The organism is Nocardia sp. NPDC052001, from assembly GCF_040680615.1.
Classification (GTDB): Bacteria; Actinomycetota; Actinomycetes; order Mycobacteriales; family Mycobacteriaceae; genus Nocardia.
Genome location: NZ_JBFAXC010000006.1, coordinates 461,605 through 481,192 on the forward strand (window position 1 = coordinate 461,605; position 19,588 = coordinate 481,192).

General features: G+C 64.9%; 21 protein-coding genes and 4 tRNA genes. 2 read left to right on the forward strand and 23 right to left on the reverse strand.

The annotated features are described in order from the left end of the window. Positions 1 to 86: 86 nt before the first annotated feature. The 13 genes from AB0L82_RS28370 to rplJ form a co-directional block, all read right to left on the reverse strand. Positions 87 to 848, reverse strand: a complete 762-nt coding sequence (locus AB0L82_RS28370; RefSeq protein ID WP_364642794.1) for a hypothetical protein — start codon at positions 846 to 848, stop codon at positions 87 to 89. 12 nt (positions 849 to 860) lie between these two features. Then, positions 861 to 1,871 (reverse strand): hypothetical protein, encoded by a 1,011-nt coding sequence (locus AB0L82_RS28375; RefSeq protein WP_364642797.1) that lies wholly within the window; start codon positions 1,869 to 1,871, stop codon positions 861 to 863. Between the two features lie 138 nt (positions 1,872 to 2,009). Continuing rightward, complete coding sequence (locus AB0L82_RS28380; protein ID WP_364642799.1) at positions 2,010 to 3,272, reverse strand: MlaD family protein; 1,263 nt, start codon at positions 3,270 to 3,272, stop codon at positions 2,010 to 2,012. Beyond that, a complete protein-coding gene (locus AB0L82_RS28385; protein ID WP_364642801.1) occupies positions 3,269 to 4,531 on the reverse strand; it encodes an MCE family protein in 1,263 nt (420 codons plus the stop codon). Before AB0L82_RS28385 ends, AB0L82_RS28380 begins: the two co-directional genes overlap by 4 nt. Further along, positions 4,528 to 5,787: an MCE family protein gene (locus AB0L82_RS28390; RefSeq protein WP_364642803.1), complete on the reverse strand. Its 1,260-nt coding sequence runs from the start codon at positions 5,785 to 5,787 to the stop codon at positions 4,528 to 4,530. Before AB0L82_RS28390 ends, AB0L82_RS28385 begins: the two co-directional genes overlap by 4 nt. Before the next feature lie 2 nt (positions 5,788 to 5,789). Then, on the reverse strand, positions 5,790 to 6,797 hold the full coding sequence (locus tag AB0L82_RS28395) for an MCE family protein (RefSeq protein ID WP_364642805.1): 1,008 nt from the start codon (positions 6,795 to 6,797) through the stop codon (positions 5,790 to 5,792). Then, entirely contained in the window at positions 6,797 to 7,885 is a 1,089-nt protein-coding gene (locus AB0L82_RS28400) for an MlaD family protein (RefSeq protein WP_364642807.1), read from the reverse strand. The genes AB0L82_RS28395 and AB0L82_RS28400 overlap by 1 nt, the downstream gene beginning before the upstream one ends. Next, entirely contained in the window at positions 7,882 to 9,237 is a 1,356-nt protein-coding gene (locus AB0L82_RS28405; RefSeq protein WP_364642809.1) for an MCE family protein, read from the reverse strand. Before AB0L82_RS28405 ends, AB0L82_RS28400 begins: the two co-directional genes overlap by 4 nt. Beyond that, positions 9,234 to 9,998 (reverse strand): ABC transporter permease, encoded by a 765-nt coding sequence (locus tag AB0L82_RS28410; protein ID WP_364642995.1) that lies wholly within the window; start codon positions 9,996 to 9,998, stop codon positions 9,234 to 9,236. The genes AB0L82_RS28405 and AB0L82_RS28410 overlap by 4 nt, the downstream gene beginning before the upstream one ends. Before the next feature lie 105 nt (positions 9,999 to 10,103). Then, on the reverse strand, positions 10,104 to 10,811 hold the full coding sequence (locus AB0L82_RS28415) for an ABC transporter permease (protein WP_364642997.1): 708 nt from the start codon (positions 10,809 to 10,811) through the stop codon (positions 10,104 to 10,106). A 97-nt stretch (positions 10,812 to 10,908) separates the two neighbouring features. Further along, a complete protein-coding gene (locus tag AB0L82_RS28420; RefSeq protein WP_364642811.1) occupies positions 10,909 to 11,967 on the reverse strand; it encodes an ABC transporter ATP-binding protein in 1,059 nt (352 codons plus the stop codon). Positions 11,968 to 12,317: 350 nt separating this feature from the next. Next, on the reverse strand, positions 12,318 to 12,695 hold the full coding sequence (gene rplL, locus AB0L82_RS28425; protein ID WP_364642813.1) for a 50S ribosomal protein L7/L12: 378 nt from the start codon (positions 12,693 to 12,695) through the stop codon (positions 12,318 to 12,320). A gap of 63 nt (positions 12,696 to 12,758) precedes the next feature. Beyond that, positions 12,759 to 13,325 carry a 50S ribosomal protein L10 gene (gene rplJ, locus AB0L82_RS28430; protein WP_364642815.1) on the reverse strand — a complete coding sequence of 189 codons (567 nt, stop codon included), beginning with the start codon at positions 13,323 to 13,325 and terminating at the stop codon, positions 12,759 to 12,761. Between the two features lie 385 nt (positions 13,326 to 13,710). Between rplJ and AB0L82_RS28435 the strand changes: the two genes are divergently transcribed. Continuing rightward, positions 13,711 to 13,959 (forward strand): hypothetical protein, encoded by a 249-nt coding sequence (locus AB0L82_RS28435; RefSeq protein WP_364642817.1) that lies wholly within the window; start codon positions 13,711 to 13,713, stop codon positions 13,957 to 13,959. A gap of 76 nt (positions 13,960 to 14,035) precedes the next feature. On the opposite strand, the gene rplA is transcribed toward AB0L82_RS28435, so the two are convergent. From rplA to AB0L82_RS28485, 10 genes are all read right to left on the reverse strand, one after another. Beyond that, on the reverse strand, positions 14,036 to 14,746 hold the full coding sequence (rplA, locus tag AB0L82_RS28440; RefSeq protein ID WP_364642819.1) for a 50S ribosomal protein L1: 711 nt from the start codon (positions 14,744 to 14,746) through the stop codon (positions 14,036 to 14,038). Between the two features lie 79 nt (positions 14,747 to 14,825). Further along, positions 14,826 to 15,260 carry a 50S ribosomal protein L11 gene (gene rplK / locus AB0L82_RS28445; protein ID WP_364642821.1) on the reverse strand — a complete coding sequence of 145 codons (435 nt, stop codon included), beginning with the start codon at positions 15,258 to 15,260 and terminating at the stop codon, positions 14,826 to 14,828. A gap of 41 nt (positions 15,261 to 15,301) precedes the next feature. Beyond that, positions 15,302 to 16,081, reverse strand: a complete 780-nt coding sequence (gene nusG / locus AB0L82_RS28450; RefSeq protein WP_364642823.1) for a transcription termination/antitermination protein NusG — start codon at positions 16,079 to 16,081, stop codon at positions 15,302 to 15,304. A 113-nt stretch (positions 16,082 to 16,194) separates the two neighbouring features. Then, positions 16,195 to 16,569 carry a preprotein translocase subunit SecE gene (gene secE / locus AB0L82_RS28455; RefSeq protein ID WP_364642825.1) on the reverse strand — a complete coding sequence of 125 codons (375 nt, stop codon included), beginning with the start codon at positions 16,567 to 16,569 and terminating at the stop codon, positions 16,195 to 16,197. 31 nt (positions 16,570 to 16,600) lie between these two features. Continuing rightward, a tRNA-Trp gene (locus tag AB0L82_RS28460) sits at positions 16,601 to 16,673 on the reverse strand. A 174-nt stretch (positions 16,674 to 16,847) separates the two neighbouring features. Further along, positions 16,848 to 17,855 carry a fused (3R)-hydroxyacyl-ACP dehydratase subunits HadA/HadB gene (locus AB0L82_RS28465; protein WP_364642999.1) on the reverse strand — a complete coding sequence of 336 codons (1,008 nt, stop codon included), beginning with the start codon at positions 17,853 to 17,855 and terminating at the stop codon, positions 16,848 to 16,850. Positions 17,856 to 18,112: 257 nt separating this feature from the next. Further along, positions 18,113 to 18,283 carry a 50S ribosomal protein L33 gene (rpmG, locus tag AB0L82_RS28470; RefSeq protein ID WP_029925945.1) on the reverse strand — a complete coding sequence of 57 codons (171 nt, stop codon included), beginning with the start codon at positions 18,281 to 18,283 and terminating at the stop codon, positions 18,113 to 18,115. A 46-nt stretch (positions 18,284 to 18,329) separates the two neighbouring features. Continuing rightward, positions 18,330 to 18,402: transfer RNA gene (locus tag AB0L82_RS28475), tRNA-Met, on the reverse strand. 73 nt (positions 18,403 to 18,475) lie between these two features. Next, a tRNA-Thr gene (locus AB0L82_RS28480) sits at positions 18,476 to 18,548 on the reverse strand. A 234-nt stretch (positions 18,549 to 18,782) separates the two neighbouring features. After that, positions 18,783 to 18,865 (reverse strand) — tRNA-Tyr (locus AB0L82_RS28485). A 139-nt stretch (positions 18,866 to 19,004) separates the two neighbouring features. On the opposite strand from AB0L82_RS28485, the gene AB0L82_RS28490 reads away from it, so the two are divergent. Continuing rightward, complete coding sequence (locus tag AB0L82_RS28490; RefSeq protein WP_364642827.1) at positions 19,005 to 19,496, forward strand: YajQ family cyclic di-GMP-binding protein; 492 nt, start codon at positions 19,005 to 19,007, stop codon at positions 19,494 to 19,496. Positions 19,497 to 19,588 lie beyond the last annotated feature (92 nt).

Here is a 19,588-nt window from a genome sequence, read left to right on the forward strand (position 1 = left end):
CCCGGAAATCGGGGGCCGTCGCCGGGTATGTCATGTCCGGTCACCGGATACCACCCCTCACCGGCGCGTTCGCCGGAGCGGGGCGGTCAGCGGTCGGCGATCTCGGCCGCGAGCCATTTACCGCCGACCTTCTGCATACGCAGCACGATCGGACCCGCGGCCAGGGGCTGCGGTTTGCCGTCCTTGATGGCGGCGATATTCAGGTTGACCAGCAGTTCCGCATGGTCGCCGGTGAGAAGGGTCACCCCGATCGGGTCGGCGGTGGCCTTGGTGTCGGTCTGGGTCTGCTTGATGGCGTCGATACCGGTGTCCAGGAGTTTGTCCTTGTCGAACTCCTCGAGCATCTTGCCGGTCATCACCCCGCGGGCGGTATCGCGGAACTTGTCGATGTCCTTGGCGTTGTAGCCGTAGATCGTGGTGAGGGCGTTGCGGGCGGCCGCCTTCACCTCATCGGTCGAGGAGTTGTCGACATAGGCCCGGTTGCCGTCGTCCACACCCGGTTTCAGGGCCCCCACGACGGCCAGGGCGGCCAGCAGGACCGCCGCGGTACCGCAGATGATCGCGACCCGCCAGTTGCGCCAGAAATCGCCAGGACGGGCCGGAGGGCGCCGCGCGGGCGCGGACTGGTTCTTCGACAGGCCGGGACCGCGCTGGGGCGCACCGGGGCGGCCGGTGGCGCGGGTGCTGCCACCCTGCGCGGAAGTGATCGCGCCGCGGCCGGAACCCGTTGCGCCGCGCGATGATTCGGTCTTCTGGACGTCGGCGGCAGTGGTGCGGTTACCGCTGCCGCGCTGGGCGGCGGGGCGGCGCTTGGAGCTGACGCGATTGACGGGGCGTCGATTGGCCATGATCGCGGTCTCCTAGTTACCCGGTTGCGGGGCAGGCGGGGTGGTCGGGTCGGCCGGGGCCTGCTGGGCGGGGGCGCTGCCGCCGACCGAGACCGGATCGGCCACCGCCTCGACCTGATCGGCCTTCCAGACGCCATCCTTCAGGACGACGTCCACCGACCAGGTGTAGCGCAGGCGGCCGGTGGGCTTACCGGCCCCCGATTCGGTCACCTCCAGCACGACCAGCGCACCGGCCTGATCCCGCTCCGAGTTGAGCTCGGTGATAGCCCCGCCCACCACCTTGGAGGTGGTGTTGACATTGGAATCGGCGGCGGTCTTCTTGATCTGCGCCTCGTTCTTGGTGGAGGCGTCCAGCAGATCACCGGTCATCGAGGAGCGGGCCAGCGCCAGCGATCCGTCGATGTCGTTCAGGTTCATCGAGGTGATGTTGATGGCGGCCTGCTGTGCGGCCGCCAGCGCGGCATCGCGGGCGTCGGCGCGCGGCTTGTCCCGCAGCAGCCCGCCCACGATCCAGGTGCCGCCGAACCAGGCCGCGGCGACGGCCGCGACGGCCAGCAGTGCGATGGACGCGAGGGTGATCACCCGGCGCGGGGTACTCGCCTCGGCCGCAGCCGAATTCGCCGCCGAAATGCTGGATTCCTTTGCAGCAGAGGCGGTTTCACTCTTTCCCGCACCCTTGCCGCGGGCGGCTCCGGCACCGGGCGCATCGCCGGACTCGCCGAGCGGAACCGCGTCCGCATCGGGCGTGGCCCGGTCCGCGGCGGCCGCCGAATCCACGTCGGCATCCGCCGCATCGGCAGGGGCGTCGGCCGCCGCGGTGGCAGCGTCGGAGTCACCGTCGTCGGCGACATCGGCGGCTTCGGCCTTGCCGAGGGCGACGGTGGCATCGCCCGCCGCCGCGTCGACGGGGGCGTCCGCGGGCGCGGAGCCAGCTGGGGAGTTCGGCTCCAGGGTCGGTCCGGCCGGGGTCCCGATCGGGTCGCCGGGGCGTTCTCCCTGGTTGCTGTCCTTTTGCTGGCTCACGCCGCCACCATACTTTCCTCTCCGCGCCGAACCACGTCGGCTATGCGCATTTCCACGCCTGAGGCGTGCGCCATCGTGGTCGATGGCACACGCCGGGGTACTGACGGCGGACGCGCGGCCGGATTACGGCGCGGCGCGTCACCGCTTGGTGGTCACGCCCATGAGCGTGGCCAACTGATTGGCGACCGGGTTCAGGTTGAGCTTCTCCGGGTCGTACTTGGGCTTGTCATCCCACGGCTGCGGGACACTGGGATCGGCCGTCTCGGCGTGCGCGCCGCCGCGGACGGCGGTCTCACTGCCTTGCGGGACAGCGCATTTCGCCTCGGTATTGAAGGGGAAGTCGTCGCGCGAATCGTCGAAGTTGGGGTTCTGCGCCTTCATCTGGTCGATGATGGCCTGGGTGCCCTCGTAGCCGACGGTGCAGGCGGGCGGGTTGTTGGTTTCCAGCACCAGGCCGAAGTGGGTGGTGCCGTCACCGGGGGCCGTGGCCGACGCGCCGATGGACAGCAGCGGCAGCATCTGCAGCACCGGGCCGAGGGCGTAGAACTTGGGCGAGATGGTGAGCAGCAGCGTGCGCAGGTTGGTAAGGTCCTGGGTCAGGGCCGGGCCGGATTCCTGGATCAGCTTCTGCAATTGCGCGCCCGCGCTGGTGCTGGTGCCGATGAGCCGGCGGATATCCGGATCACTGGAGCGCAGCTGCGCGGAGAGCTTGTCCAGGCCGTCGCTGAAATTGCGGATGGCCGGGCCCTGCTCGGACTGGGTGGCGAGCACGCCGCGCGCGTCCCGGATCAGGGCCAGGGTCTGCGGCAGCGAGTCCACGCCGGTGGCGGTGAACTTGTTGAGCGATTCGACCAGCACCTTGAGGTCATTGCCCTTGCCGTCGAAGGCTTTACCCAGTTCGGTGACCGCGGTGCTGAGCGCCGCGAGGTCGGTGGTCTGGGCGAAGTGGTCGACGCTGGCGAGCAGTTCCTCGACCCGGATGGGCAGCACCGCGCCGGTGATGACCGAACCGTCCTTCAGGTACGGCGCACCGTTGTTGGTGGGCTGCAGATCCACGTACTGCTCACCGATGGCGGAGCGGTCCGCGATGACGGCCTTCGCGCTGAGCGGGACTTTCGGCTTACCGGAGTCCATTTCGAGCGTGATGATGACGCCGTCGGGCGTGATGTCGAGATCGCCGACCCGGCCGACCGGCACACCGCGGTAGGTGACCTCCGCGCCCTTGGACAGGTTGCCGGTGCCCGCGGGCTGATCGGGGGTGTTGTTGATCTGCAGCGTGACCTTGTACAGCCCGAAGCCGAGCATATTGTTCAACCGCACGTACTTGGCGCCCACGAAGGTGACGCCGAGTACCGCGATGATCACGAACAGGATCAGCTGGTTGCGTACCAGACGGCTCATCGCGGACCACCCACTCCCAGCTGGTCGAGAATCGATCCCAGCGGATCGAACGGTGCGGGGGCCCCGGTCGGGCGGGCCACGGTGGGCGGCAGCGGCAGCAGTGAGACGGTGGGCCAGCCACCGCGCGGTCCGTTGCCGTTGTAGTACGGGTTGCTCGGATCGACGTTGACCTGACGGCCGTTGGGCGGCAGGTACACCGGATCCGGTTTGCCCACACCGAGATTCGACAGCAGGGTGCCGACCTCGAGGTCCACCGACAGCCAGGTGTTGACCTGACCGCCGAACGCGGACTTGATCGCCTCGTCCGGGAACGGATAGGTCGGGATGAGCGGGAACGCGGTCACCAGATCGCCCGCCGATTTGCCGAGTTCCTGCAGCGTGGGCCGCAGCGAGCTCAGGTCGGTGATCAGGTTCTCCTTGGAGTGATCCAGCACGTCGAACCCGGCCTGGCCCACCCGATCCAGCTGGGTGAGCAGCTGAATCAGTTGCGGCCGTTGCTCCTCGAGGATTTTGATGCCCTGCGGCAGCTCGTCGAGGATCTTGCCGATCTGCTCGGTCTGCTGACCGACCCGGCTGCCGAGGGTGTTGAGCCCGTCCAGCGCGCGGGTGATGTCGTCGACCTGCTGATTCAACCCGTTGATGAGGGTGTTGGCCTGTTCCAGCAGCGAGCGCACCTTGGCGTCGCGGCCGTCCAGGGCCTTGTTCAGCTCGACCACGATGGGCTGCAACTGGGCCACGCCGCCGCCGTTGAGCAGCAGTGAGAGCGCGCCGAGCACCTGCTCCACCTCGGTGGCGGTGCGGGTGTTCTCGACCTTGATGGTGGAACCGTCCTGCAACCGCGCCTGATCGGGATCGTTTGCGGGAGCGGACAATTCGACGAATTTCTCGCCGAGCAGATTGGACTGGCGCACCTCGGCCCGCGCGTTGGCGGGCAGGTTCACCGATTTGTTCACCACGGCCTTGATGCTGGCGGTCCAGCCGTCCGGCGCGAGTTCGATCTTGTCGACCCGGCCGACGGCGACGCCGTCCACCTTCACCGTCGACTGCGGGACCAGGTCCAGCACATCGGAGAAGCGGATATCCAGGTGCATGGGGTGATCGCCCACGTCCGCGCCACCGGGCAGCGGCACGCTGAACGCGCCGTTGCCGCAGCCCGCGACCGCGAACGTCGCCGCGCCGAGCGTCGCCGCGAGCGCGACGGTGCTGCGGCGCGCCAGGGCGGCGGTGCGCGCCCGCGCGGGAATGCGCTTGCGGCTCATCGCTGTCCACCTTCCTGCGTCGACGGCGGCTGCTGATCGGACGGCACACCCGGTACGGATCCGGGCACCGTATTGCGCTGGACATTGTCACCGCTGAGGATGCCGAACGGCAGCACCAGCGACGGCGTCTTCACGCCCGCGGTGAGCTGATCGGTGATGATCCCGCAGTTGTCCAGAATCGGCTTGAGCTGACGCGAGATGGCGTCGAACTTGGGATCGCCCGGCCGCAGCTTGCCCAGATCCAGCATCTTGCAGATCACCCCGAACGGGTTCTGCAGATCGGTGAAGTTGGGCCGCATGTCCAGGGTGCCGGTCTCGCCGTTGTGGACGTTGATCAGGTTGCTCAGCGCCGTCGGGATGAGCGGCAGCGCCTTGGCCAGATCGTCGCGCTGATCGGCGAGGGTTTTGGTGAGCGAGGTCAGCGCATCGGCGTTGGACTGCACCAGTTCCCGATTGTTGTCGATGAACCGGGCCACATCGCCGAGGGCGACGGACAGCAGGCTCAGCGCGTCACCGAGATCGCGGCGCTCATCGGCCAGGAATCCGGCCAGTGAGGACAGCTGCGAATTGAACGTCCGCACCTGCGCGTCGTTATCGGAGAGCATGCGCACGAAGGACTGCAGATTCTTCACCGTATCGAAGATGTCGGTACGCGAATCCGACAGCGTCGCAGCGGCTTTGGAGAGCTGCGTGAAGCTGTTGGCGAGCGCGTCACCGTTGCCCGCGAGGTTCTGCGCGGCGGTGCGGGCGAGGTCGTTGACCGCGCCGTCCTTGTTCGCGCCATTGGGTCCGAGGGCATCGGAGAGTTCGGTGATGCTCTTGTACAGCCGGTCCACCTCGACCGGGGTCGCGGTGCGATCCTTCGGGATGGTGGCGTTGCGCCCCATCTTCGGACCGCCCTTGTAGGCGGGCGCGAGCTGGATGTACCGGTCCGAGACCACCGACGGGGTGATCTGGGCGGCCTTGGCGTCGGCGGGCACGTCGTATTTGCGATCGACGTTCAGCACCACCTTGACCTGCTCGCCCTCGGGGGTCACCGAGGCGACCTTGCCGACCGGCACACCGAGGATCCGGACATCCGAACCCTCGTAGATGCCGACCGATTTATCGAAGTACGCGGTGATGGTGGTGGTGTTGAGCTTGTCCAGCCCCCACCACGCCAGTCCGGCGGCCAGTACGGCCAGCACCGCCACACCGGCGATGAGCTTGCTCTTGGTACTGGACGCCCGCAGGGCGGTCAGCGGATTGGTCGCCATCGCTAGCCTCCCATCTTTCGGATCGGCGCACGGTCGCCCGGCACATCGGGCAGGGCGGGCGGGATCAGGTTGGTGATCACCGCGTCGAACCAGCGGCCGGTGCCCAGCACGTTCGCGTAGAGACCGTAGAACGGGGCCGCCAGGGTGAGCGTCTTGGAGATGTTCGCCTGGTTCGCGTTCAGCAGATCGATGGTCTTGCGCAGGTTGGTCAGCGCCGGGCCGATCTGCTCCTCGTTATCGTGCACCAGCGCGGTCAGTTCGGCCGCAATGGTTTTCGCTCCGGTGAGCAATTGCGCGATGGACTGCTGCCGCATATTCAGCTCGGCGAGCAGCTGCCCGCCATTGCCGATGAGCCGCTCGAATTCCGCATTGCGATCCGCGAGCACCTGGGTGGTCTTCTTGGTCGCGCCGAACAGCTTCTTGAGCTGGTCATCGCGCTTGGCGATGGTCTCCGAGAGCCGGGCGACGCCGTCGATGGAACCGCGGATATCGGCCGGGGTGCCGGAGAACGCCTCCGAGAGCACCCGGAAGCTCTGCGCCAGCTGATCGGTCTTGGTGTCCTCGATTTCGGCGGCGGCATCGCTGAACGCGTCCACCACGTCATAGGGGGAAACCGTGCGGGACAACGGAATCGCCTTGGACGGATCGGCGGGATCCGCGCCCTTGGGATCCAGCGCCAGATACTTCTGCCCGAGCAGCGTCTTGATCTGGATGGACGCGGTGGTCTCATTGCCGATCCAGGCGTCCTGGGTGCGGAAGTCGACCAGCACCTTGTCGCCGTCCAGGCGCACATCCTGCACCTGGCCGACCTTGACGCCCGCGATGCGGACCTCATTGCCCTTCTTCAGGCCCGCGGCCTCGGAGAATTCGGCGGTGTATTTGGTTCCGGCGCCCAGGATGGGCAGCTTGTCGAGGCTGAACGCGGACATGGTGACCAACAGCACCAGGACCAGGCCCAGTCCGCCCATGAACGCCGGACTGCGCTTACCGAGCACGACCCGGTCATCCATCAGCGGCCTCCCTTTCCATGGCAGCGGGGAGCCGGATTCGTGTAGATCGGCTGATTGACGGTCGGCATGTTCTGAATCGCCGGGGGCAGATTCAGCTGCGGCGCGTCGGCCGTACCCGGACCCGCGACGATGTCGATACCGCACAGGTAGAACTGGAACCAGGAGCCGTAGCTCGCGGCGCGGCCCAGCTTGTCCATCTTGATCGGCAGATTCGCCAGGCCCTCGTTGACCTCGTCGGACCGATCGTTCAGCGTCCCGGTCAACTGGTTCAGGCCCGCGATCGCGCCCTGCAGATTCGGCCGCACCGGCACCAGCAGATCGGCGGTGGCCGAGGCCAGATTGCCGAGCGAGGTGACCGCGGAGCCGATGGTGCCGCGATCCGCGTTCAATCCGGTGACCAGCGCTTCGGTATTGACGATCAGCTGATCCAGCTGTCCGTCATGCTGATTCACCGCGTCCAGGATCGCGTTGAGGTTCTTGACCACCTCACCGATGACGGCGTCCTTGTCGGCGAGCTTATTGGTCAGCGCGGCGGTATTGGCGACCAGATCGGTGATGGTGCCCTTCTCGCCCTGGAACACCTGAATGATGTTGTAGGACAGCTTGTTCACATCATCGGCGGTGAGCGTCTGGAACAGCGGCCGGAAACCGTTGAAGAGCTCGGTCAGATTCAGCGCGGGCTTGGTGTGCTCGAGCGAGATGGTGCCGCCCTTGTTGAGCTTGCGCCCCTGCTCCCCCGCACCCTGTTCCAGCGCGATATAGCGCTGGCCCACCAGGTTCCGGTACTTGATCGTCGCGGTGGTCGAGGCGGGCAGCCAATTGCGGTCCGTCACTTCGAATTCCACGTTCGCCAGCCGCTTGTCGACAATGGCGACCTTGGTCACCTTGCCGACGCGCACACCGGCGATGCGCACCTCGTCACCGGGATTCAGCGAGGTCACATCGGTGAAGCGGGCATTGAACTTGGTGCCGCCGCCACCGTAATTGGCGATGGTCAGCGCCAGCATGCCGGTCGCGAGCACCGTCACCACGATGAAGATGACGAGTTTGGTCAGCGTGCCGCCGAGACCGCGCAGCAGATCCCTCATCGGATGGTCACCTCGCTGCCGCGGAAGGCCGGGGCCGCGATGCGCGACATCCAGCTGGGCACCTGCTCCGGCGAAACACCGTTGGCCGCACCGTAGATCGTGTTCAGCGTCTGCTGCTCCTGCGGAGATCCGGCGGTGGTCGGCGCGTGCGGGCCGAACACCTTGTACTGCGGCGCGGGCATGAGCCCGATGGCCTGATCGCCCGGGGTGCGGCTGGGCGGCTGATAGGAGCCGTCATTGGCCGAACCGTTGGTGTACTGGCCCGGGTCGACCGTCAGCGGGTACTCCGGAATGCACATGGCGCCACGGGGATCGAACCAGCGCGGCTCATCCTGATTGGGCACATAGCGGCCGCGCGGATTGACGATCTCCACCGTCACGCGCGAACCGGGCAGATCGGTGCCCTTGCCGAACAGGTCGTCGATGCGCGGCTTCATCTGCGCGAAGTTCTTCAGCGCACAGGTGTAGCCGGGCGAATACCTGGCCAGCGCTTCCAGCGCGGGCCGCGAATCCGCCGCCACATCGATGATGTTGTCGCGGTTGGCCTGCAGGAAGTCCGCCAGATCCGAGGAGCTGGGGGTCAGCGTGGCGAGCAGCTGATCGATCTGCGGCCGCTTCTGGATGATGGTCGCGTTGGTGGTGCGCAGATTGTCCAGCGCGTCCACCAATTGCGGTGCGGCATCGGAATACACCGCGGCCACATCGGCGAAGCTCTTCAAGTCTTCCTGCAGCGTCGGCAGTTCGGTATTCACCTGGGTGAAGATGTCGTCCAGGCGATCGATGGTCTTGCCGAGTTCGGTGCCCTGCCCCTGCAGCGCCTGCGAGATCGCGCCGAGCGTGGAGGCCAGGTACTGCGGCGGCAGCGCCTGCAGCAGCGGCAGCAGATGATCGAGCAGCTGGCTCACCTCGATGGCGTGCCCGCTGGTGTCCTGATGCAGGGTCATACCCTCGGTGATGAATTTGCCGTCCGGCTGCTGCGGCCACACCAATTCGACATAGCGCTCACCGAAGAGCGTCTTGGGCAGCAGGCGCGCGGTGACATTGGCCGGGATCTTGTCGGCCTTGGCCGGATCCAGCGCCAGGTCCAGCTTCACCTGATGGCCGTCATAGGAACTGGAGCGCACCTCGCCGACCGTCACACCGCGGACCTTCACATCCGCGTTGCGGGTCAAGGCGTTTCCGACGGTATCGGTCAGCAGGTTCACCCGGACCGTATCCACGAACTGCTTGTTGTAGATGGCGATGGTGCTCCACAGGAACACCGCGACCACCACGAAGAACAGCACGCCCATGGTGCGCTTGCGCAGCTTCTCGGTCCGTCGCCAGAAAAGCACGCGCTCTGGATTACTCATCCGGCCACCCGCACCGTCGTGGTCGTGCCCCAAATGGCAAGGCTGAGGAAGAAATCGAGCACATTGATCAGCACGATGGCGGCGCGCACCGCGCGGCCCACCGCGACACCCACGCCCGCCGGGCCGCCACTGGCATTGAAGCCGTAGTAGCAGTGCACCAGAATGATGACGAACGCGAAGACGAGCACCTTCAGGAATGAATAGATGACATCTTCGGGTGGCAGGAACAATTGGAAGTAGTGGTCATAGGAACCACTCGACTGCCCGTTGAAGTAGATGCTGATCAACCGCGACGCCACATAGGTGCCGAGCAGGCCGACGATGTACAGCGGAATCACCGCCATGAAACCGGCGATCACGCGCGTGGACACCAGGAACGGCACACCGGGCACCGCCATCACCTCGAGCGCGTCGATCTCCTCGGAGATGCGCATGGCGCCCAATTGCGCGGTGAAACCACAACCCACCGTGGCCGAAAGTGCCAGCGCCGCAACGAGGGGCGCGAGTTCACGGGTATTGATGTACCCGGTCAGGAAGCCGGTGAGCACACCGGAACCCAGCGAATCCAGGGCCTTGAAACCCTGCAGGCCGACGACCACACCGACCGACGCCGACATGAAGACGATGACGCCGATGGTGCCGCCGATGACCGCCAGCGCACCCGAACCGAAGGTCACCTCGGCCAGCAGCCGCATGACCTCCTTGCGGTAGTGCACCAGCGTCTTCGGGATCGAGGTGACGGCCCGGGTGTAGAACGACATCTGATCGCCCGCGCGATCGACCAGGTTGATGGGCGCTTTGGCGACACCGGAGAACCGGCGCGCCCCCCGCTGAATCGCGTTGGTGCGCTGCGAAACAACCATGGATCACGCGCCCTTGGCCGGGACGACCTGAAGGTAAATCAGGGTCAGCACCAGGTTCAGGAAGAACAGCACCAGGAACGTGATAACCACGGACTGGTTCACGGCGTCACCTACTCCTTTCGGTCCCCCTTTTGGATGCAGACCCTTGTAGGCGGCGATAACGCCGGCCACGAGTCCGAAGATGAGGGCCTTGATCTCGCCGATCCAAAGGTCGGGCAACTGGGCGAGCGCGGAGAACGAAGCCAGGTAGGCGCCGGGCGTACCGCCCTGCAGACCCACATTGAAGAAATAGCCGCCGCAGATGCCGACGACCGCGACCAAGCCGTTCATGAGCAGCGCGACCAGCATCATGCCGAGCACGCGCGGAACCACCAGGCGCTGAATGGGATCGATGCCCAGCACCTCCATGGCGTCGATCTCCTCGCGAATGGTGCGCGAGCCGAGATCGGCGGCCACGGCGGAGCCGGCGGCACCGGCGATGATCAGGGCGGTGACCACCGGAGCGGCTTGCTGCACGGTTGCGAGCACGCTGGTGGCACCGGTGAATGCTTCTGCGCCGAGCTGCTTGATGAGCGAGCCGGTCTGCAGGGCTACCACTGCGCCGAACGGGATTGCCACCAGGGCGGCGGGAAGGATCGACACACTCGCGATGAACCACGACTGTTCGATGAATTCCCGCCACTGGAAGGGCCGGCGGAAAGTCTTCCGCATAACATCCAATAGGAGCGCGAAGATGTTGCCGGCCTGGGCAAGACCCGACTCGACCGGGGTGCGCAGCCGCGTCAGGGTTTGATTCACGGGCGGTATGTTACCCGTTAGTCAGGTTGTGGCGAACGGTGGCGTCATACCCGCCCGTGTAGGCGGGCATCACCTGTGTGTCGGCGTCGCCGTTCTCCTCCATGGAGTGCCGAATCGCCTCCTGCGCGGCGGGCGGCAGGGTGTGCAGGATCTGGCGAACGCGCTCGCGGCGACGGCCCACGGCGGCACGCACGGGCATACCCGGCTGCGCCTTCATCTGCGGGATGATGCCCTCGACCTCTTCCGCGCCACCGGCGTGGTGACCGGCGTCGAACATGGCCTGCTCGCGGGCCATCTGCGATTCGTCCTTCTCCTCGGACATACCGATCGGGCCCTGCATGCGGCCGTTCAGGAACTGCTTCACCACCGGCTCGTCCGAGGTCAGCAGCACCTCGCGGGGGCCGAACATGACCAGGTTGCGGCGGAACAGCATGCCGATGTTGTCCGGCACCGAACGCGCCAGGTTGATGTTGTGCGTGACGATCAGGATCGTCGCGTCGATCTGCGCGTTGATATCGATCAACAGCTGCGAAAGATAGGTGGTACGAACAGGATCCAGACCGGAGTCCGGCTCGTCGACCAGGATGATCTGCGGGTCCAGCACCAGGGCGCGAGCCAGGCCGGCGCGCTTGCGCATACCACCGGAGATCTCGCCCGGGAGCTTGCCTTCGGCACCGAGCAGACCGGTCAGCTCGAGCTTCTCCATGACGATCTTCTTGATATCGGATTCACTCTTCTTCGTGTGCTCACGAAGCGGGAACGCGACATTGTCGAACAGGTTCATCGAGCCGAAGAGCGCGCCGTCCTGGAACAGAACGCCGAACAACTTACGAATCTCGTAGAGCTCCTTGTTGGAGCAGGTGGTGATATCGGTGCCGTCGATGTAGATGGAACCGCGCTCCGGCCGCAACAGGCCGATCAGCGACTTCAGGAACACCGACTTACCGGTACCGGAGGGGCCGAGCAACGCGCTGACTTCCCCCGACGGCAGCGTCAGTGAGACGTCCTGCCAAATCCGTTGCGAACCGAACGACTTGGTGATGCCTTCGGTCCTGACCTCGACGCCCACGCCAACCTCCACAATTTCTCCGACGAGCGCCCCACTGCGGCGACCCTCACTTGCACTAATTGCACTGATGCATTGCGCGGTGTGGCGCATCACAGTAGGTCCGGTCACTGTATCGCATAAGCCCCGTCTCGGACACCGAGACCTGACCGGTCAGTAACGAAACATTCCGGAGCGGGCAATAACGACGTTATTACGAGGACTGGAATACGCGAAAAGAGCGGTCCCCCAAAGGGAACCGCTCTTTTTCAAGTAAGCCGCCCGAACAGAATCCGGGCTTCGGGACCGGGCCCCGAACCGCTCTTGGGGTTTCAGGGGCGAAGCCCCTGAGAGTCCCGAGAGTTGGGGATTTCTTACTTGACGGTGATCTTGGCGCCGGCCTCTTCGAGCTTGGCCTTGGCGGCGTCGGCGGCCTCCTTGTTGACCTTCTCCAGGATGGCCTTCGGGGCGCTCTCGACGAGGTCCTTGGCTTCCTTCAGGCCCAGGCCGGAGACGATCTCGCGAACGACCTTGATGACCTGGATCTTCTTGTCGCCGGCCGACTCGATGACAACATCGAACTCGTCCTGCTCTTCGGCGGCCTCGACCGGGGCAGCGCCACCGGCGGCGGCGACGGCCACGGGGGCAGCCGCGGTGACCTCGAACTTGTCCTCGAACGCCTTCACGAACTCGGAGAGCTCGAGCAGGGTCATGCCGGAGAAGGTTTCGAGCAGCTCGTCAACGTTAGCCATTGATGTTTCCTTTCGGTGGTTCATCCCCGCGCGAGCGGTGACGAATAGGTTTGGGGTGGTGACTTATTCGGCGTCGGCCGCAGGAGCCTCGGCGGCGGGAGCGGCAGCGCCACCCTCGTTCGCCTTCTTCTCCTCGAGCGCCGCGAACAGGCGGGCGAGCTGGTTGCCGGGGGCTGCGAACAGCGCCGCGGCCTTCGACAGGTTGCCCTTCATGGCGCCGGCCAGCTTGGCCAGCAGGACCTCGCGGGACTCCAGGTCGGCGATCCGCTCAACTTCGGCAACGGACAGCGCGACGCCGTCCATGTAGCCGCCCTTGATGATCAGCGCCTTGTTGTCCTTGGCGAAGGCCTTGAGCGCCTTCGCGGCGTCGACCGGCTCACCCTTGATGAAGGTGATAGCGGTCGGACCGACGAACAAGTCATCCAGGCCTTCGACGCCCGCCTCGGCGGCGGCACGCTTGACCAGGGTGTTCTTGGCGACGGAGTAGCTGACATTGCTGCCGAGCGCACGACGCAGCTCGGTGATCTTGCTGACCGACAGGCCACGGTATTCCGTGACGACAGTCGCCGTCGAGCTCTTGAACTGCTCCGTGATCTCCGCTACCGCGGTGACCTTCTCTGCGTTTGCCATACTTCGCCTCCTCTCTGGATGGTCGGTTCGTGATGAACTACCGACTTCCGCCAGGGGCCAGCGATAAAGCAAACGCCCCGCGGACGCAGAGTCCCGGGGCGCATAAGAAACACAAGGCGATTACTCGCAGCGGTTTCCCAACCTCGGCTCTCCCTGCGTGGGCCGCCAGCAGTAACGCTGGACCTTCGACTGCCTCGCGGCAGCAACCAACGGTCTTCGGTAGAACGATTGGGTGGCCATCGAACGGGTCGGTGACCGTGGACCAGCATAGCGGACGTGCATCTATCCGCCAAAACGGGTCCGTGACAAGACAGTGAAACTGCAGTATTTCAATCTGGTGGAGACTCGTTAGAGTTCGGAACACGAACCCCCGGAGGTCCTCATCATGAGCCACATACTCACCAAATCCCTTGCCGCCGTAGTACTTTGCTCAGGCATCGCGGGAATGGCCATCGCCCCCGCGAACGCCGACGTCATACCGCCGGCAAGCACCGGTTCGGCCGGGGTCGACGCGGGATCCAGCCTGCTCCGAGCCGGATCGGCCGCCTCCGTCAATCCACTGCCGTCATTGTTCTCACGTCTGCTGTGCGGGCTCGCTCCGGGCAGCGGCGTCTGCAATCTCCACGATCTGTGAACGAGCGAAGGGCCGGTACGAAATTCGTACCGGCCCTTCAGGCTTCATGCGTTGCTACGCTCGCCCGTCGAAGAAATCAGTCTTCTTCGGCGAAGTTGCGGGTGCGGTTCGGATCCACCGGGATGCCCGGTCCGGTGTTCGTCGAGAACGTCACCTTCTTGAGGTAGCGGCCCTTCGCGGTGGAGGGCTTGACGCGCAGGATCTCGTCGAGGGCGGCGCCGTAGTTCTCCGCCAGCTTCTTGTCGTCGAAGGACGCCTTGCCGATGACGAAGTGCAGGTTGGCCTGCTTGTCGACGCGGAAGTTGATCTTGCCGCCCTTGATGTCGTTGACGGCCTTGGTCACATCGGGGGTGACGGTGCCGGTCTTCGGGTTCGGCATCAGGCCACGCGGGCCCAGCACGCGAGCGATACGACCGACCTTGGCCATCTGATCCGGGGTGGCGATCGCGGCGTCGAAGTCCAGCCAACCGCCCTGGATGCGCTCGATCAGGTCCTCGGCGCCAACGGCGTCCGCACCGGCGGCCTCGGCCTCGGCGGCCTTGTCACCGACGGCGAACACGATGACGCGGGCGGTCTTACCGGTGCCGTGCGGCAGGTTGACGGTGCCGCGGACCATCTGGTCGGCCTTGCGGGGATCGACACCGAGACGGACGGCGACCTCGACGGTCGCGTCGGTCTTCGTGGTGGCGGTCTCCTTCGCGAGCCGCGCGGCGGCCAGCGGTGCGTACAGCGAGTCGCGGTCGACCTTGGCGGCCGCCTCGAGATAAGCCTTGCTTCGTTTTGCCATGTTGTTCTGTCCTGTTCGTAAGTTCAGACGTGGTTTTCGGGCCAGGCGGGCCCTCCCACGGGAGTTGCAGCCGAAAGGGCTACTCCGCGACGGTGATACCCATCGAGCGAGCGGTACCGGCGATGATCTTGGCGGCCTGATCGATATCGTTGGCGTTCAGATCTTCGGCCTTGGTCTTGGCGATCTCACGGATCTGATCCATGGTGACCTGCGCGACCTTGTTGCGGTGCGGCTCGGCGGAGCCCTTCTGCACACCGGCGGCCTTGAGCAGCAGCTGCGAGGCAGGCGGGGTCTTCAGCTTGAAATCGAAAGAACGATCTTCGTAGACCGTGATCTCGACCGGGATGATGTTCCCGCGCTGCGACTCGGTCGCGGCGTTGTAAGCCTTGCAGAACTCCATGATGTTGACGCCGTGCTGACCCAGCGCGGGGCCGACGGGCGGAGCCGGATTGGCCGCACCGGCCTTGATCTGGAGCTTGATAAGCCCAGAGACCTTCTTCTTCTTCGGGGGCATCTTTCTTCCTTGGTTAGGTTCTTGCGGTTTGCAAGTCGGTGTCAGATCTTGGCGACCTGAGTGAACGCCAGCTCGACCGGGGTCTCACGGCCGAAGATCGAGACGAGCACCTTGAGCTTCTGCTGCTCGGCATTGATCTCGGAAATGCTGGCCGGAAGGGTGGCGAACGGACCGTCCATGACCGTGACGGACTCGCCGACCTCGAAGTCCACATCGATGGTGGGCTTGATGATCGGGGTCTCGCCCGAGGTCTCGCCGGAGCCGGAAGCGGCTGCCGCGGTGGGCTTCTGCTGCTTGGCGGCCGGGACCAGGAACTTCACCACATCGTCGATGGACAGCGGCGACGGGCGCGAGGTGGCGCCGACGAAACCGGTCACACCGGGGGTATTGCGGACGGCGCCCCAGGACTCGTCGTTCAGCTCCATGCGGACCAGGATGTAACCCGGCAGCACCTTGCGATTGACGTTCTTGCGCTGGCCGTTCTTGATCTCGGTGACCTCTTCGGTCGGAACCTCGACCTGGAAGATGTAGTCCTCGAGACCGAGGTTCTGCACGCGGGTCTCGAGATTGGTCTTCACCTTGTTCTCGTAACCGGCGTAGGAGTGGATCACGTACCAGTCACCGGGGGCGCGGCGCAGCGCGGCCTTCATTTCGGCGACGGGATCGGCGGGTTCGGCATCGACGGGTGCGGCCAGCTCTGCGGCGGTCGGCTCAGCGTCCTCCGTGTCGGCGGGGTCCACGAATTCATCGACGTCGGTGGTCTCCTCCACCAGCTCGTCGACCTGGAATTCGTCGGTTGTGCCGTTCTCCGGGGTGCTCACTGGGGCACTCGCTTCCTTGTCGTCACGTAATCCTGTGCGCGCCGGGGGGTACCCGGCGGATGGCCCCGCGCCCCGCCTCTGCTCGGGGAACGGTTACCGGCGCCGACGGTCAGCTAGCCGAACAGCCAGTTGACACCCTTGATGAACGCCAGATCCAACCCGCTGATGTACGCGATCATGAAGATCACGAACACCAGAACAACGCTCGTATAGGTGACCATCTGCTTGCGGTTCGGCCAGATCACCTTGCGCAGTTCCGCGATTACTTCTTTGAGGAACTTCACCAGGCGCTTGAACGGATTGCCCGTACCGCCACGACCGGCCTTGCCGGACTTCTTGCTTGCCTTCGCCGATGACGTGGGCCGATCGATCGTCGCCACGGTCGTGGCCGACGCATTTCGACGCCGGGCGGACCGCTTGCCGCTCGGACGAGCCACTGCGGCGGTGTCATCGCCATCTTCGTGGCGAGTATCCCGCTCGTCGCTCACGTCGATCCTTCCTCGTCGCTGGCATTAAGGGCAGGGGCGACAGGACTTGAACCTGCAACCTGCGGTTTTGGAGACCGCTGCTCTGCCAATTGAGCTACGCCCCTTCGGTTGGACGCCGATTGCTCAATGTCCGACCACAGTATCTCTTCAGTTGTACAGCAGGGCCCTGACATACATACGCGCCGCTCCTCGGAGCAGCGCGCAGCGGCTGGTGACCCCAGATTGCCGAGTCTACGTTACCTCGCGCGGCAATCGCCAATCGGGGGTCACCGGTCGAATCAGGCCAATTGGACGGTCGCGGTGGCGCGGCCGAAGATCTTGCGACCCTGTGATTTGGCGACGATGGCGATCACCGCGGTGCGGGTTTCCGGATCGACCGACTTCACCTTGCCGGTGTACTCGATCTCCGCGGCCTGGTCGATGGGCACGTACACCGGACTGGTGAAACGGACGTTGTACTCCTTCACCGCGCCCGGATCGCCGAGCCAGGAGGTGACGAAGCCGCCACCCAGGCCCATGGTCAACATGCCATGCGCCACAACGTTTTCCAGGCCGACGAGCTTGACGACCTCATCGCTCCAGTGGATCGGGTTGGCATCGCCGGAGACGCCGGCGTAGTTCACCAGATCGCCGCGGGTGAGGCGCACCACGCGGGTGGGCAGCGGATCGCCGACGGTCACGTCCTCGAAGCGCAGCGCGTGCTTGCTCGGCACGATCTTGCCCGGCAGCGTGACCGGCACCGGCTGGGGCCGCAGATCCGCGACCGCGAGCGTGCGCGGCTTGTGATCCGGGGTCTCCTCCGGGCCGACGCCGTGCATGAGCACATTGCGTACCGCGTCACCGACATTGGGATCGATATCACCACCGCTGCGGCCGATCAGGGTGGTGTAGGTGGTGAGCACCAGTTCGTCGTGCTGGTCGACCACATCGTTCTTGGTGACGATGATGTCGCCGCCGAACGCCTGGCGGAACGAGTGCAGGTAGACGATGCAGGTCAACTGGTCGCCGGCCTTGATCGGGCGGTGGAATTCCAGGATCTGATCGGTCTGCATGATCTGGCTCAGGTCGTAGCCGGTGACGATCTGCTCGAAGAGCTTGCGCTGGGCCAGGATTCCGACCAGGGAGATGAAACTGAGCGGGGCGACCAGGCTGTCGTAGCCGTATTCCTGGGCGATGTCCTCATCCCAGTGCACGGGGTGGTAGTCCTGCACGGCGCGGGCGTATTCACGCACCTTCTCGCGGCCGACCTCGTAGTAGTCCTCCACCCGGTAGTGGTGGCCGACCATGGCGGCGGCATGCGCGGCGGGGTCGAAAACCTCGCTCGGGTCGAGCGCCTCGGAGTTGCCCAATTCGATCTCGATTTCGGTGTTGATTGTCACGGCAGGAAGTCACCTATCTGATCCCGTCACCGGAATCGGCAGAGCGCTGAACCACCGCTATATACACCAAGTGCCGGACCGAGTGCCACTGACCCCTGGTAGGGAGGACGTAGTGACGAGCCGATCCGGCACTTCTTCCACGCGGTAGAACGCGCGGGGTTAAGTTAGCGAGACTCGCGGTGGGCCCGGTGGGTACCGCAGTTCGGGCAGAACTTCTTGAGCTCGAGACGATCCGGGTCGTTACGCCGGTTCTTCTTGGTGATGTAATTACGGTGCTTGCACTGCTCGCAGGCCAAGGTGATCTTTGGCCGGATATCAGTGGACTTCGCGGCCACGATGCGCCCTCTTTCCGGTAAGCCTGATGTGGTTAATCAGTATGGGTAGCGATGGCCGGACTTGAACCGGCGACACAACGATTATGAGTCGTTTGCTCTACCAACTGAGCTACACCGCCATGCGAGGATTCGCGGCGGCGCGAGCCCGGTCCATCGATCTGGATGCCGAGTGACACCACCGGCAATCCGGCGAGCCCCCTAACGGAATCGAACCGTTGACCTTTTCCTTACCATGGAAACGCTCTGCCGACTGAGCTAAGGGGGCATGTCTGCGTTGCTCCGGTCTTTCGAACCGGGCGCTGAAGACTTGAACGAGGTTACACAACATCTCACCCACTCTCCAAACCGGCTGGTCATCAGAGGTTTTTACTGCGTTTGGAGTGGGTACTCCCACCTCAAGGCCGCATGCTGGTCGACAACGGCGTCGACCACACCCGCGACCGAGGGTGAAAAACACGAAACCCCCCGAGACCGGATCCGGTCGCGGGGGGTTTCGCGGTGGCAGATGTAGGATTCGAACCTACGTAGGCTTTCGCCGACGGATTTACAGTCCGCTCCCATTGGCCGCTCGGGCAATCTGCCTGGGTACGCCTTGCAGCGCGGTGACGAGAATACATCGAACACCCGCCCGGAATGCAAACCGGCTGGAAAACGCGGTGCCGGACGGACTACCTTCGGCGGGGCAACCCCCAACTTTCCGATCTCGGACAGGAGCACACGCGTGGCCGATTCGTCGTTCGATGTCGTCAGCAAGGTCGACCGTCAGGAGGTGGACAACGCGCTGAACATCGCGGCCAAAGAGCTGGCCACCCGCTACGACTTCCGCGGCACCGGCGCGAGCATCGAATGGTCGGGCGAGGAGAAGATCATCCTCACCGCCGATTCCGAAGACCGCGTCAAGGCGGCTCTGGATGTGTTCAAGGAGAAGCTGATTCGCCGGGATATCTCCATGAAGGCGTTCGACGCGGGCGATCCGCAGGCGTCGGGCAAGGTGTACAAAATCACAGGTGAGCTCGTGCAGGGCATCACCACCGAGCAGGCCAAGAAGATCACCAAGAAGATCCGCGACGAGGGGCCCAAGGGCGTCAAGGCGCAGATTCAGGGTGAGGAGCTGCGGGTCAGCTCCAAGAGCCGCGATGATTTGCAGGCGGTCCAATCACTGCTGCGCAACGGCGATTTCGAGGTCGCGCTGCAGTTCGTGAATTACCGCTAGAGCAGCGGGAACCGTGGGGCTACGCCCCCATACCCCCGGAGAGGGGGTCCGGGAGCCCCAAGCCTCCGGACCCCTTTTTTCGTGCCCGGCGC

What these genes read in the sequence shown, in the direction of transcription:
- AB0L82_RS28370 (WP_364642794.1), bottom strand. Translation starts at nt 848, where the DNA reads ATGGCCAATCGACGCCCCGTCAATCGCGTCAGCTCCAAGCGCCGCCCC.
- AB0L82_RS28380 (WP_364642799.1), bottom strand. Translation starts at nt 3,272, where the DNA reads ATGAGCCGTCTGGTACGCAACCAGCTGATCCTGTTCGTGATCATCGCG.
- AB0L82_RS28385 (WP_364642801.1), bottom strand. Translation starts at nt 4,531, where the DNA reads ATGAGCCGCAAGCGCATTCCCGCGCGGGCGCGCACCGCCGCCCTGGCG.
- AB0L82_RS28390 (WP_364642803.1), bottom strand. Translation starts at nt 5,787, where the DNA reads ATGGCGACCAATCCGCTGACCGCCCTGCGGGCGTCCAGTACCAAGAGC.
- AB0L82_RS28395 (WP_364642805.1), bottom strand. Translation starts at nt 6,797, where the DNA reads ATGGATGACCGGGTCGTGCTCGGTAAGCGCAGTCCGGCGTTCATGGGC.
- AB0L82_RS28400 (WP_364642807.1), bottom strand. Translation starts at nt 7,885, where the DNA reads ATGAGGGATCTGCTGCGCGGTCTCGGCGGCACGCTGACCAAACTCGTC.
- AB0L82_RS28405 (WP_364642809.1), bottom strand. Translation starts at nt 9,237, where the DNA reads ATGAGTAATCCAGAGCGCGTGCTTTTCTGGCGACGGACCGAGAAGCTG.
- AB0L82_RS28410 (WP_364642995.1), bottom strand. Translation starts at nt 9,998, where the DNA reads ATGTCGTTCTACACCCGGGCCGTCACCTCGATCCCGAAGACGCTGGTG.
- AB0L82_RS28415 (WP_364642997.1), bottom strand. Translation starts at nt 10,811, where the DNA reads ATGCGGAAGACTTTCCGCCGGCCCTTCCAGTGGCGGGAATTCATCGAA.
- rplL (WP_364642813.1), bottom strand. Translation starts at nt 12,695, where the DNA reads ATGGCTAACGTTGACGAGCTGCTCGAAACCTTCTCCGGCATGACCCTG.
- rplJ (WP_364642815.1), bottom strand. Translation starts at nt 13,325, where the DNA reads ATGGCAAACGCAGAGAAGGTCACCGCGGTAGCGGAGATCACGGAGCAG.
- AB0L82_RS28435 (WP_364642817.1), top strand. Translation starts at nt 13,711, where the DNA reads ATGAGCCACATACTCACCAAATCCCTTGCCGCCGTAGTACTTTGCTCA.
- rplA (WP_364642819.1), bottom strand. Translation starts at nt 14,746, where the DNA reads ATGGCAAAACGAAGCAAGGCTTATCTCGAGGCGGCCGCCAAGGTCGAC.
- rplK (WP_364642821.1), bottom strand. Translation starts at nt 15,260, where the DNA reads ATGCCCCCGAAGAAGAAGAAGGTCTCTGGGCTTATCAAGCTCCAGATC.
- AB0L82_RS28465 (WP_364642999.1), bottom strand. Translation starts at nt 17,855, where the DNA reads ATGGTCGGCCACCACTACCGGGTGGAGGACTACTACGAGGTCGGCCGC.